The sequence below is a fragment of the Lebetimonas sp. JS085 genome, assembly GCF_000523295.1.
Lineage (GTDB): Bacteria > Campylobacterota > Campylobacteria > Campylobacterales > Nautiliaceae > Lebetimonas.
In genome coordinates this window covers 425,528-437,908 of record NZ_ATHR01000001.1, presented here as the reverse complement: position 1 = coordinate 437,908, position 12,381 = coordinate 425,528, and the positions used below count along the sequence as shown (strand labels likewise).

General features: G+C 32.2%; 13 protein-coding genes. 10 read left to right on the top strand and 3 right to left on the bottom strand.

Annotated elements, in window-relative coordinates:
• The 7 genes from DZ68_RS0102350 to DZ68_RS0102320 are packed head-to-tail and all read left to right on the top strand — an operon-like array spanning position 1 to position 6,154.
• Positions 1 to 300, top strand: a complete 300-nt coding sequence (locus DZ68_RS0102350; RefSeq protein WP_024790657.1) for a nucleotidyltransferase family protein — start codon at positions 1 to 3, stop codon at positions 298 to 300.
• On the top strand, positions 293 to 661 hold the full coding sequence (locus DZ68_RS0102345; protein ID WP_024787073.1) for a DUF86 domain-containing protein: 369 nt from the start codon (positions 293 to 295) through the stop codon (positions 659 to 661). The genes DZ68_RS0102350 and DZ68_RS0102345 overlap by 8 nt, the downstream gene beginning before the upstream one ends.
• Positions 654 to 1,631 (top strand): N-acetyl-gamma-glutamyl-phosphate reductase, encoded by a 978-nt coding sequence (gene argC / locus DZ68_RS0102340; protein ID WP_024790656.1) that lies wholly within the window; start codon positions 654 to 656, stop codon positions 1,629 to 1,631. The genes DZ68_RS0102345 and argC overlap by 8 nt, the downstream gene beginning before the upstream one ends.
• 26 nt (positions 1,632 to 1,657) lie before the next feature.
• A complete protein-coding gene (locus DZ68_RS0102335; protein WP_024787071.1) occupies positions 1,658 to 2,326 on the top strand; it encodes a UDP-2,3-diacylglucosamine diphosphatase in 669 nt (222 codons plus the stop codon).
• Positions 2,316 to 3,269, top strand: coding sequence for a chemotaxis protein (locus tag DZ68_RS0102330; RefSeq protein WP_024787070.1), 954 nt, complete (start codon positions 2,316 to 2,318; stop codon positions 3,267 to 3,269). The genes DZ68_RS0102335 and DZ68_RS0102330 overlap by 11 nt, the downstream gene beginning before the upstream one ends.
• A 2-nt stretch (positions 3,270 to 3,271) precedes the next feature.
• Positions 3,272 to 5,620 carry a response regulator gene (locus tag DZ68_RS0102325; protein WP_024787069.1) on the top strand — a complete coding sequence of 783 codons (2,349 nt, stop codon included), beginning with the start codon at positions 3,272 to 3,274 and terminating at the stop codon, positions 5,618 to 5,620.
• Positions 5,621 to 5,629: 9 nt separating this feature from the next.
• Positions 5,630 to 6,154, top strand: a complete 525-nt coding sequence (locus DZ68_RS0102320; RefSeq protein ID WP_024790655.1) for a chemotaxis protein CheW — start codon at positions 5,630 to 5,632, stop codon at positions 6,152 to 6,154.
• On the opposite strand, the gene speA is transcribed toward DZ68_RS0102320, so the two are convergent.
• The 3 genes from speA to DZ68_RS0102305 all read right to left on the bottom strand — a co-directional run bounded on the left by speA (position 6,151) and on the right by DZ68_RS0102305 (position 10,089).
• On the bottom strand, positions 6,151 to 7,977 hold the full coding sequence (gene speA / locus DZ68_RS0102315) for a biosynthetic arginine decarboxylase (protein WP_024790654.1): 1,827 nt from the start codon (positions 7,975 to 7,977) through the stop codon (positions 6,151 to 6,153). The two genes, DZ68_RS0102320 and speA, sit on opposite strands and share 4 nt — an antisense overlap.
• A 115-nt stretch (positions 7,978 to 8,092) precedes the next feature.
• The gene (gene hisS, locus DZ68_RS0102310) at positions 8,093 to 9,256 is read right to left on the bottom strand and encodes a histidine--tRNA ligase (RefSeq protein WP_024790653.1); all 1,164 of its coding nucleotides are present in this window, start codon (positions 9,254 to 9,256) and stop codon (positions 8,093 to 8,095) included.
• 26 nt (positions 9,257 to 9,282) lie between these two features.
• On the bottom strand, positions 9,283 to 10,089 hold the full coding sequence (locus DZ68_RS0102305) for a hypothetical protein (RefSeq protein WP_156920208.1): 807 nt from the start codon (positions 10,087 to 10,089) through the stop codon (positions 9,283 to 9,285).
• 25 nt (positions 10,090 to 10,114) lie between these two features.
• Between DZ68_RS0102305 and DZ68_RS0102300 the strand changes: the two genes are divergently transcribed.
• From DZ68_RS0102300 to DZ68_RS0102285, 3 genes are all read left to right on the top strand, one after another.
• Positions 10,115 to 10,936: a TIGR00282 family metallophosphoesterase gene (locus DZ68_RS0102300; protein ID WP_024790652.1), complete on the top strand. Its 822-nt coding sequence runs from the start codon at positions 10,115 to 10,117 to the stop codon at positions 10,934 to 10,936.
• A gap of 217 nt (positions 10,937 to 11,153) precedes the next feature.
• On the top strand, positions 11,154 to 11,819 hold the full coding sequence (locus DZ68_RS0102290; RefSeq protein ID WP_024787064.1) for a 3-methyladenine DNA glycosylase: 666 nt from the start codon (positions 11,154 to 11,156) through the stop codon (positions 11,817 to 11,819).
• Positions 11,812 to 12,375 carry a M48 family metallopeptidase gene (locus tag DZ68_RS0102285; protein ID WP_024787063.1) on the top strand — a complete coding sequence of 188 codons (564 nt, stop codon included), beginning with the start codon at positions 11,812 to 11,814 and terminating at the stop codon, positions 12,373 to 12,375. The genes DZ68_RS0102290 and DZ68_RS0102285 overlap by 8 nt, the downstream gene beginning before the upstream one ends.
• Positions 12,376 to 12,381 lie beyond the last annotated feature (6 nt).

Genomic DNA, 12,381 nt, shown 5'->3' with positions numbered 1-12,381 from the left:
ATGGATAATGCAAAATTAAGTAAAGAATATATTTTAAGAAAGCTTGATAAAATTAAACCTGTTTTAAGAAAGAAATATTCAGTAAAAAAAATAGGTATTTTTGGAAGTTTTGCAAATGAAAATTTTAGAAAAGATAGTGATATAGATTTTTATGTTGAATTTGAAGAAAAAAACTTTGATAATGTAACTGGAGTTCTTTTGTTTTTAGAAAAGTTTTTCAAAAAAAAGATTGATATAGTTTATCCTCATAAAAACGCTAAATTTTTAGAAAATATTAAAAAAGAAGTAATTTATGGATAAATCTGATACAAATAAACTTTTAGATTTTATTCTTGAGAGTATTAGGCATATTAGATTTAGATTTCAGCCTATTTCTTGTAGTGATGATTTTTTAAAAAATGAAGAAAATTTAATGAGATTAGACAGTATTTCTATGAGACTTCAAGCAATAGGAGAAGCAGTTAAAAATATTTATAAAAAAAATGATAAGCTGTTATTAAAAGTAAATGATAAAAAATATTGGTCAAAAATTATTAGAACAAGAGAAATACTTTCACATCATTATATTGATGTTGATTCAGAAATAATTTATGAAATATGTGCTAATAAATTAGCTGAACTTGAAAAGTTAATAAGAAAATTAAAGGAACTAAATGATTAAAACGGCTATTGTAGGGGCGAGCGGATATACAGGAATTGAACTTATAAAAATTTTACTTAATCATCCTCATTTTGAAATAAAAGGCCTTTTTGGAAGTGAAGGGGGAGATAGAATAGAAGATATTTATCCTGCTCTAAAAGGTGTGTTTGAATCTGAAATTGAAAAATTAGATATTGAAAAATTAAAAAGTTTTGATTTGGTGTTTTTAGCGGTACCTCATAAAACAGCTATGGCAATTGTTAAAGAAATTTATGGATATACAAAAATTGTTGATTTTTCAGCTGATTACAGACTTAATCAAAAAAATTATGAAGATTTTTACTGTTCTCACATAAACCCAGAGAATTTAGAAAATTCGGCTTATGGACTTCCTGAAATATTTAGGGATTATATTAAAAAAGTGTCTCTTGTGGCAAATCCGGGATGTTATCCCACAGCAACCATTCTGGGGCTTTATCCGTTTTTGGATTATATTGAAAAAGATGTGTTTGTAGATGCTAAAAGCGGGGTCAGCGGGGCCGGAAAAGGGCTAAAATCTACAACCCATTTTGTAAAAGACAATGAAAATTTTTTCGCTTATAATCCGGTTAAACACCGCCACAGTATAGAAATAGCTGAAAAAACCGGCCTTAATGTAACATTTGTGCCTCAGCTTTTGCCTATTACAAGGGGTATGCAAATCAGTATTTATGCCAAACTGAAAAAAGATATAAACCCGATGGAAGTTTTAAAAGAAGTTTATAAAAATGAAGAATTTATAAGAGTAAGAAACAACCCGGTGGAAATAAAAAATGTGGCTGGAACCCATTTTTGCGATATTTTTGCCATGAAAAACAAAAATATGCTTTTTATCAACAGTGTAATTGACAATTTATTAAGAGGAGCCTCTTCCCAGGCTGTTGCAAATGCAAATCTGCTTTTTGATTTGCCTGAAAATACGGCACTTCCCAAAATAGCTTATGTACCATAAATATAGTGAGTAGTGAGTGGTGAGTAGTGAGAATAAAAGAGATTGATATAAAAAACGGGGCTGTTTTTATAGCCGATTCGCATTATAAAAAAGGTGATAAGAGCTTTTTAAATTTTTTAAATTTTTTAGTTAAAAAAAATCCTCCTCAGGTTTTTTTTATGGGGGATATTTTTCATCTTCTTTTGCCTTTTGAATATTTAAAAAAATACAATCAAGAAGCGATTGAACTTATTAATAAATTATCTAAAAAAACAGAAGTTTATTATATCTACGGAAATCACGATTTTTGTATTGATGAATTTTTCCCCGCGGTTACTTTTGCAGATGCGTTTACAGACATTGAAAAATCTGTTTATTTATCTCACGGGGATTTGGATAACGAAAGCTTTTTTTATAAATTGTATTCAATGATAATAAGAAATAAAATAACGCTTAATTTGATTCATATACTGAGTTTTAATTTTATAAATAACTGGCTGTTTAAAAAATTTTTGAATAAGAAAATAAAATGTCAAAAAATAGATTTAAATTTAAATATTGCTAAAAAATATGATTATATAATCATAGGGCATTATCATATTTCCAAAAGTATCTCTTCAATAAAGATTCTTCCGTCTTTTTTTTGCAGCGGAAAATATAATATAATACAATTAGATAACAAAATAACATTTAAGGAATTAAATTATGGCCGATGACAAAATATTAAAAGCCGGCTCAAACGAACTGGAGCTTGTCGATTTCAGACTGTTTAAAAAAGATGCAGACGGTAAAATATATGAAGGAATTTACGGTATAAATGTCGCTAAAGTCAGAGAAATAATTAAAATGCCCGAACTTACCGAATTGCCCGGCAGTGAAGATTTTGTTGAGGGAATTTTTGATTTGAGGGGAGTGGTTGTCCCTGTAGTCAATCTTGCCAAATGGATGGGGATAAAAGAGCCTAATGAAAACGAAGCTCCTATAAAAAAAAGAGTAATTATTGCTGAATTTAACAATATGCTTATAGGTTTTATTGTTCATGATGCAAAAAGGATAAGAAGAATTTCATGGGCGGATATAGAACCTGCAAGTTTTGGAGTTGGGCAGGGAAAACTTGATAAAAGTAAAATAACAGGAATTACAAAACTTGAAAACGGTGAAATAATGCTTATTTTGGATTTGGAAAGCATTGTTGAAGAAATGGGGCTTTTTGAAGCAAATCTGGAATTTGAAACAGATAAAATAGAAAAATTTTCCGGTCTTGTGCTTTTAGTAGACGATTCTCTTACCGCAAGAAAAATGGAAAAAGAAGCATTGGAAAAAATGGGATTTGATGTTATTGAAGCTAAAAACGGTGAGGAAGGGCTTCAGAAATTAGAAGAGCTTTATTCTGTATACGGCGATAATTTAAAAGAAAAATTAAAACTTATTTTAAGTGATGTTGAAATGCCGAAAATGGACGGGTATCATATGGCTGCTAAAATTCATAACGATTCAAGATTTAAAAATATCCCTTTAATATTCTCTTCTTCAATTTCGGACGCATTTTCAGACGAGAGGGGGAAAGCCGTCGGTGCTGAAGGCTATCTTGTCAAATTCGATCCGAGTAAATTTTATAAATCTATAGCAGATGTGCTTAAAAATTCAAATAAGGAATAAAAATGGATGATATTCAGGAATTATTGGAAGATTTTTTAATAGAAGCTTTCGAAATGATAGAAGAGATGGACCAGGATTTGATTGAGCTTGAAAATAATCCGGATGATTTGGATTTACTTAATAAAATATTCAGGGTTGCCCATACCATTAAAGGAAGCAGCGGTTTTTTAAATTTTGAAAAACTGGCTCATTTAACCCATCATATGGAAGCTGTTCTTGATAAGGCGAGAAAAGGGGAACTTAAGATAACGCCGGATATTATGGATGTTATTTTGGAATCAGTTGATTTGATGAAAGCAATTCTTGAATATATAAGGGACAACGGGGATGACAGTTCACCTGAAATAGATATTGACGAAGTGGTTAAAAAACTTGATGCAATTGCAAATGGAAAAAGTTTAGGCGGTGAAAACAGTGAAAATGTAAGTAGTGAAAGCAGTGAAAATGGTAAAAATGAAAAAAAAGAAGGAAATGCTGTAGGTAATATTAATCTGGACGAAATTACACTTGAAAATGCGGATGAACTTGATTTGGATTCTCTCTCTCCGGAAGAGCTTGACGCAGTGTTAGAGCATTTGGTGAAACTTAGAAACTCTGAAGGAAATAAAGAAGAAAAAACCGAAGAAAAAAAAGAGGAAAAAAATATTCCGGCTCAAAAACAGGAAACAAAACCTGCAAAGCCACAGGAAACCAAACCTTCAGTTTCAAAGAAAAAAGAGATTAAAAAAATTTCTACCGCCGAACAGACAATCAGAGTTGATGTAAAAAGGCTTGACCAGCTTATGAATTTAATCGGAGAACTTGTTTTAGCAAAAAACAGGCTTATTAAAATTTATAACGACGTGGAAGAAAGATATGAAGGCGAAAAATTTTTAGAAGAACTTAATCAAGTGGTCTCAAGTATATCAATTGTTACAACCGATTTACAAATAGCAGTTATGAAGACAAGAATGCTTCCTATTGGAAAAGTGTTTAATAAATTTCCCCGCCTGGTAAGAGACCTTTCCCGTGAGCTTGGTAAAAAAGTGAGGTTAATTATTGAAGGTGAAGAAACAGAGCTTGATAAATCCATTATAGAAGAAATCGGTGACCCTCTGGTGCATATGATTAGAAATTCCATTGACCATGGAATTGAAGAGCCTGAAAAAAGAAAAGCAAAAGGAAAACCCGAAGAAGGCACAGTTTGGCTTAAAGCATATAACGAAGGTAATATGATTGTAATTGAAATAAAAGATGACGGTGCCGGAATGGACCCTGATGCTTTAAAACAAAAAGCTATAGAAAAAGGGCTTATTACTTCCCAGGAAGCTGAAAATATGAGCGATAAAGAAGCGTTTATGCTTATTTTTAAACCCGGCTTTTCAACTGCTGCTAAAGTTACATCAGTTTCCGGCCGCGGTGTGGGAATGGATGTTGTAAAAACAAATATTGAAAAATTAAACGGTATTATAGAAGTGGATTCAATCCCAGGTAAAGGCACAACCTTTAAACTTAAAATTCCTCTAACCCTTGCTATTATTCAGGCATTGCTGGTAGCCAGTCAGGAAGAGCTTTTCGCCGTACCTCTTTCAAATGTAATCGAAACCGTTAGAATTGTCGAAGAAGATATTTATACAATTGAAGGAAAAAGTGTATTGAAACTGCGAGATGAAATACTGCCTCTTGTTAATATGGCTGATGTTTTTAAAATAGAAAAAGTTCTTGAACCGGATAAATATTTATATGTGGTAATTTTGGGTCTTGGAGCGACAAAAATAGGTTTGATAGTTGACAGTTTTATTGGCCAGGAAGAAATAGTTATTAAATCACTGGGGGAATTTTTAAAAGGAATTCCGGGAATTGCAGGTGCGACAATCAGAGGTGACGGCAAGGTTACATTGATTCTTGATGTGGGCAGTTTAATGAAACTTGCAAAAGAAACACATAACAGGGTTAATGCCACAGCGGCTATCGGAGAAAGTAAAAAGAAAAAGGAAAAACCCGAAGATTATGTTGTAATGATAATAGATGATTCACCGATGGACAGAAAAATAATGAAACAATCACTTGAGCCTCTCGGAGTACAGGTTATAGAAGCCAAAGACGGTATGGAAGCTCTTGAAAAACTCAAAAAAAACGATATCGATGCTATGCTTATAGATATAGAAATGCCGAGAATGGACGGATATACACTGGCTCAGGAAATCAGAAAATACAATAAATACAGAAAACTGCCTTTAATAGCGGTGACAAGCAGAACTACAAAATCGGACAGGGTCAGAGGGGTTGAGGTGGGAATGAATGAATATATCACCAAACCGTACACACCGGAATATTTGCAAAATGTAGTCAGAAGAAATTTGGGATTATAAGGATAATAAATGGGCAGATTAAACGAAATATTAAAACAGCAGAAAAAAGCTTTAGGGAGCGATGAAGAAAAAAATGTATTGGATGATTATATTCAGGTTGTGGGATTTATAGTTGGAGAAGAGGAATTTGCAGTACCTATTTTATCCATTCAGGAAATTATCAAACCTATAGAATGGACCAAAGTCCCTTTTACTCCCCCTTATGTTTTAGGGGTGTTTAATTTAAGAGGCAATGTTTTGCCTCTGATAGATTTGAGAATAAAATTCAATACCGCCGCTGAGCCGGAAATAGATCCGGATGCCACAAGATTTATTGTAATGAAAATAAAAAACGAAGATGTCGCTTTTATAATAGACAGGCTTACCTCAGCCCTGAGAATTCCCAAAAAAAATATTGCGCCGCCTCCGAGCACCTATGAAAATGATGATGAAATCATAGAAGGTATCGGCAGAATGGATGACGGAAGAATTGTTACAATATTAAAAGTTGATAATTTAGTAAAAAAAGAGGAAATAGTGGGAAATAACGGTTAATCTTTTAAATAAACCGTATCGTTTAATAAAATAAAAAGCTCTCCTAAAAGTTCTTTTTGCTCTTCTCCGTTTAAACTGCTTTTTTTAATTTTGCTTTTTAACAGATGCTCTATTTCATCTATTTCATAATCCAAATCTATTAAAATATCCCTTATTTTTTGAGTTCTTTCAAGAAAATCTATTTTGTAATTTCCGTTTTCATCAAAAGTTATAACCGCTTCGTTGGTATAGCTGAACAGATTATGTTTCATTCCTAAAATTTCCTGATAAGCTCCAACCAAAAAGAATGCAAGATAATAATTTTCTTTGTTTAAATCTACATCATGCAGATAAAGAGGCGTTTCTTTATTAAAAGGTATTTCACCGTCACTGTCGCAGGTGATATCCCAAATTGTGGCACTTCTGTTTGGATTTATATTAAGTTTTGTTATAGGCATTAAAGGAAAGCGCTGTTTTAATCCCCAAAAATCGGGAAGGCTTTGAAAAATGGAAAAGTTTGCTAAATATTTTTCCTGTATTTTTTCATTTATCGCTTTTAATTCTTTATTTTTAAATCCCCTGTATGTCGCAAAAACAATTGCTTTTTTTATTATTAAATTAACCAGAATTTCCGCATTGCTTCTGTCTGTTAAATCTATTATTCCCAAATCAAAGAGTGTTAAGAGGCTTTCAAAATGATCAAGTGCATCATGAAAATATTCTATATAATTAGTTTCATTTATCAGTTTGAATAAATCGAGAAGTTCTTCAATCAAATCCGGATTTTTTTCTTTGAGTCTAAGGGCTTTTTCATTATACTCCTGGGAAAAAAGTTCAATTACAGGCGCTATAAGCACTGTTGAGGGGGAAGCGATAAAACGGCCGCTTTCTGTATAAATGTCCGGCATAGGGACATTTTTTTTAGAAGCAATTTCTTTTAACAGATATATTACATCATTGCTGAATTCTCTGATGGAATAATTTCTGTCCCTTTTATGTTCCCACTGGGAATATTCTATTGCCAAACCTCCGCCTATATTAATGGCGCTTAAATTAACTGAGCCCATTTTTCTGAGGTCTGCATAAATATTTCCGGCTTCCCTTATTGCCTTTTTAAGGGGTCCTATGTCATTTATCTGGCTTCCTATATGAAAATGAATCATTTTAATTTTGTCGATAAGATTTTCTTTTTTCAGTATTTCAACAGCTTCAATAATTTCAGTGGAATTAAGCCCGAATTTTGATTCATATCCCCCTGATTTTGCCCATATTCCCACTCCGCTTGTATGAAGCCTTATTCTGATTCCTATAAATACCGGTACTTTTTTATATTCACGGCTTACTTCCAAAATGGAATTGAGCTCGTTAAGCCCTTCTATGGTAATAGTTACGTTATAACCCATAAATCCGGCAATAAACGCAAGTCGTATCATTTCTCTGTCTTTAAAACCGTTTATGGTAATGGGATAATTTTTATTATTGTAAGTCATTGCCAGAATAAGCTCCGCCTTACTTCCGGCTTCAAGGCCGTAATTATAATTTTTGGCTATTTTAATTAAAGGTTTTACAAATGTAGGAAACTGATTGACTTTTAGGGGAAATACAGCTTTAAATTCACCTTTGTAATCAAATTCTTTTATGGCCTGATTGAAATTTTGGTAAAGTGAATTTATCTGTTTTCTTATTAAATGCGGAAAACGAAGTAAAATAGGGCCTTTTATACCCTGAGCTTCAAGGTCTTTTACTATATCAATAAGTGCCGGCTGGTTTGCATAATTTATTCTCAGTCTGTCATTGTCTATAAAAAAATTATTTTCACCCCAAATATTTAGGCCGTAATCCATAAAAAATCCTTTTAATTAAAAGTTAAAAGTTTACTTGGCAACTTGACTACTCACCACTAACCACCCCGCCGTTTTTCAAACGGCCGGGCAGGCTCACAACTCACTACTCACTATTTTATAGTTCTTTTTCAAAAAATTTTCCGCTTTTTAATTCGTCTTCCCCCACAATCAGGGCTTTTTTATAGTTTCCTTTATCCGCAGCTTTTAAATGCGCTTTAAGTGATTTTATTTTAACTTCTGCAAATACTTTTTCTTCTCTTCTAAGTTCGTTTGCTTTTTTTAATATAAAAGGGAGAGCCTCCTGAATTAATGCACCCATATAGATACCGTTTCTTTCGCTGTTTATATAAATCAAATCCATAATCCTTTCAATTCCTATCGCAAATCCGACACCGGGAGTCGGTTTTCCTCCAAGCATTTCAACCAGTCTGTCATATCTTCCGCCGCCGCAAATTGCACTTTGAGCACCGATACTGTTACTTATAAATTCAAATGTTGTTTTTGTGTAATAATCAAGACCTCTTACTAAGTGTTTATCTATTTCAAAAGGTATTTTTAAAGCGTTTAGCCCTTCTTTTAATTTTTCAAAATCACTCAAACAGTTTTCGCACAGATTGTCTGTAATTTTCGGAGCGTTTTTTAAAATCGTCTGGCATGAAGAGTTTTTACAATCAAGTGTACGAATCGGATTTTGGTTTATTCTTCTTTGGCAGTCTTCGCATAATTTGTCTTTGTTTTTTTCAAGAAATGAAACTAATTTGTTTTTATATTCAGGCATGCATTTTTCACAGCCAAGAGAATTTATTTTTAATGTAAAATCGATGTTTAATTTTTTAAAAATATCGGCTGCAACGGCGATTATTAAAACATCTTCATATACGCTTGATTCTCCGAAACTTTCGATTCCGAACTGGTGAAATTCTCTGAGTCTTCCTTTTTGGGGCCTTTCGTATCTAAACATAGGGCCGAAATACCAAAATCTTTTAGGAGTTTGCACTCTGTCAAATTTATGCTCGATAAAACTTCTTACAACCCCTGCGGTGCCTTCGGGACGGAGACATACATCATTTCCGCCCCTGTCTTTAAACTCGTACATTTCTTTGTTTACAATATCACTGCTTTCCCCGACACTTCTTTTAAAAAGTCCGGTTTCTTCCAAAATAGGCGTTTCTATATATCCGTATCCGTAACTTTCGGCGACTTCTCTTGCTGTGTCGTAAATTTTTAAAAATCTTTTATCTTCGATAATATCTTTCATGCCTCTTAGAGCTTTAATCATCAATAGCCTTTTTATTGAAATTTTATCTAAAATTTTATATTTATAGATGAAGAAACAGCCGGTTTTAATTTGAAGTCATAATCTTTTGAAATTAAAAAATAAGGCATTAATTCCAGATATATATATTTTTTATTAAAAAGTGTTTTTCTGAAATTTATAAATAACTTATGATAATAAATAAAAGGATTATTATCAGTGCTTCCCCCGATTTCATATCCATAAGAAGAGATAAATTTTCTTTTGAAATTAGAAACAGAAAAATTTAAAGAATAATATTTTGTCGGGAAATTTTCTTTATCTGTAGAAATATTTAAATTGGCTCCAAAAATGTTTTTTAAATATTTGAAATAGGCAAAATTGATATTTTCTTCCCAATAATTTTCAAACGGATAATAATTTATTTTATTTGATATTCCAAATTCATTGTTTAAATAAGTTTTTTTATATTCGATTATGTTTTGAAAGAAAAAAATTCTGTGTTTTTTTATTCTTATAAACGGCCTTAATTTAAAAATGATTGACGAATACTCTTTTTTTTTGGCATTGTTTACATTTTTATTTTTTGTTTTAATTTTTTTTACAAAAAATTCGGGCAGTTTAATATTTATACCCACAGAAGCCGAAGGTGTTTTTTGAGTTAATGTATCTTCATAAATTCTTATATTTACAAATGATGTCTCCGTTGAAATTTTTAAAAAGTCCGGTACAAAATAATTTATTTTGTCAATAAAATTTTTTTTATAGCCTACTATTATTTTATGGGTTGAATTAGTGTCATTGATACTGCCGGCGAATAAATTGACTATAATTACAAACAATATAAACTTTTTCATAATCAAATTATATCAAAGGTGATAAATGAATATACTTTTTATAGGTGATATTGTGGGAAAGCCGGGCAGAAAAACGGTAAAAAAATATCTGCCGCTTATAAAAGAAACAGAAAATATTGACTATGTAATAGGAAATTATGAAAATATTACCCATGGATTTGGAATTACAGTTAAAACATATGAAGAGATGAAAAAAGCAGGTATTGATGTTTTCACGGGCGGAAACCATACGTTTGATAAGAAAAAAGATGCACTTACACTTCTTAGTGAAGAAAAAATCCTAAGGCCGCTTAATTATTTTGAAGCACCGGGCAGATGGTATTATGAAGATGAAAATATAATTGTCATAAGTGCTATGGGGAATTTTACGATGCCTTACGGAAAAAACCCTTTTATTGAGATTAAAAATTTTGTAGATAATTTAAAAGAAGAAAAATTTGTTTTTATAGATTTTCATGCAGAAGCCACTGCTGAAAAAAGAACTCTTTTTCATCTGCTAAAAGGAAAAGTTGGAGCGATTATCGGAACCCATACACATATAGGAACCGATGATTTACAAATAAATGATGGGACTTGTTATTTAACGGATATAGGGCTTAGCGGATGCAGGGATAATGTAATAGGCATAAAAGAAAACGCCCCTATTATGAACTCTCTCACAGGGCTTAAGCATAATTTTGACGTGCCTAAGAAATGCAAAACAATTTTTCAGGCGGTTGTTATTAATACGGATGCTAAAAAATCGATTTCAGCCAAAAAATATAAAGCTTTTGATGATGGAGAACTTATTGTAACGCAGGAAGCGAAAGTAGTGAGTAGTGAGTTGGGAGTTGTGAGTTGTGAGTAGTGAGTTGGGAGTTGACAAGTTGCCAAGTTCCAAGTAGCCAAGTTTCAAGTGAAAAGTGAAAAATGAGCGCAAATGAGTAAAGCGAATTAAGCTCATCTGGCTGCTTGAAAAGCGGCCATGATGAAAAGTGAAAAGTGAAAAATGAGCGAAAATGAGCAAAGCGAATTAAGCTCACCTGGCTGCTTGAAAAGCGGCCATGGTGGAAAATGGAGGAGAGATGGAATTTAGCAATTCATATGAACTGTTAGAAGAACTTAGAAAAAAAGAGCTGTTAAAAAATAAGCCAAAATACTGGTGGCCTAATGTAGGTACTTTTGAAGTGGTGGTAGGGGCGGTTTTAACGCAAAATACTAAATGGGAGAATGTTGAAAAAGCGTTAAATCAGTTAAAAATGAAAAGTGAGCTTTGCTCATCTGGCCGCTTTTCAAGCGGCCGTGATGGAGAATGGAGAATTGAAGAAGTGGCAAGTTTTGAGCCTTCTTATTTGGCTGAGCTTATTAAATCTGCCGGATTTTACAATCAAAAAGCAAAAAGACTGATAGCACTTTCAAGAAATATTTTAAGAGATTTTGGTGATTTTGAAAATTTTAAAGAAAATGTAACCCGTGAGTGGCTTTTAAGCCAAAAAGGAATAGGATTCGAAACGGCTGACAGTATATTATGCTATGCCTGTTTCAAAGAAACTATGGTTATGGATGCATACACAAAAAGACTCCTTAAGAAAAAAGGCTTTGAGTTTGAAAGTTATGATGATATGAAAGAGTGGTTTGAGCGGGGAGTGGAAGAAAACTGGGGTAAATTGGCTGAAATTTATGAAAACGATTTGAATTTGTGTTATGCAAGGTTTCATGGTAAAATAGTGGAGTTTATGAAAAATGGATAAACTTTTTTTTAACGGGGTTGAAATAAAATATAAAATAATAAAAAAGCCTATAAAGCATATTTATTTAAGAATTTATGATTCTCATGTGGAGGTTAGTGCAAACAGATTTGTGTCAAATGATTTTGTAAAAAAGTCCATTTTAAAGCATATTGACCACATAATTGAAAAACAAAAAAATGTGAATTATTATTATCTTTTTGGAAAAAAATATATAAAAAACGGAATTGACGAAAAAGAAATCTATAAAAATAAACTGCCTGAAGTTATTTTGCCGATTGTTTATAAGTATGCTAATAAAATGAATCTGCATCCTGCTAAAATATCTTTTAGATTCAATAAAACAAGATGGGGAAGCTGCAGTTATAAAAATTCCGTCAGTTTTAATTATTTTCTTGCAAAACTTCCTATAGAGCTGATTGAATATGTTGTTGTGCATGAACTAGCCCATATTAAACATAAAAATCACGGCAGGAATTTTTGGACTTTGGTTGAAAAGTATCTGCCGGGCGTCAAAATCAGACGTAAAAATTTGAGAAAATTTGAAAAAATAATTTAAGGAGAC

Coding starts and splice junctions, on each gene's coding strand:
- DZ68_RS0102300 (WP_024790652.1), top strand. CDS start 10,115: ATGAATATACTTTTTATAGGTGATATTGTGGGAAAGCCGGGCAGAAAA.
- argC (WP_024790656.1), top strand. CDS start 654: ATGATTAAAACGGCTATTGTAGGGGCGAGCGGATATACAGGAATTGAA.
- DZ68_RS0102290 (WP_024787064.1), top strand. CDS start 11,154: ATGGAATTTAGCAATTCATATGAACTGTTAGAAGAACTTAGAAAAAAA.
- DZ68_RS0102325 (WP_024787069.1), top strand. CDS start 3,272: ATGGATGATATTCAGGAATTATTGGAAGATTTTTTAATAGAAGCTTTC.
- DZ68_RS0102330 (WP_024787070.1), top strand. CDS start 2,316: ATGGCCGATGACAAAATATTAAAAGCCGGCTCAAACGAACTGGAGCTT.
- DZ68_RS0102345 (WP_024787073.1), top strand. CDS start 293: ATGGATAAATCTGATACAAATAAACTTTTAGATTTTATTCTTGAGAGT.
- DZ68_RS0102285 (WP_024787063.1), top strand. CDS start 11,812: ATGGATAAACTTTTTTTTAACGGGGTTGAAATAAAATATAAAATAATA.
- DZ68_RS0102350 (WP_024790657.1), top strand. CDS start 1: ATGGATAATGCAAAATTAAGTAAAGAATATATTTTAAGAAAGCTTGAT.
- DZ68_RS0102305 (WP_156920208.1), bottom strand. CDS start 10,089: ATGAAAAAGTTTATATTGTTTGTAATTATAGTCAATTTATTCGCCGGC.
- speA (WP_024790654.1), bottom strand. CDS start 7,977: ATGGATTACGGCCTAAATATTTGGGGTGAAAATAATTTTTTTATAGAC.
- hisS (WP_024790653.1), bottom strand. CDS start 9,256: ATGATTAAAGCTCTAAGAGGCATGAAAGATATTATCGAAGATAAAAGA.
- DZ68_RS0102320 (WP_024790655.1), top strand. CDS start 5,630: ATGGGCAGATTAAACGAAATATTAAAACAGCAGAAAAAAGCTTTAGGG.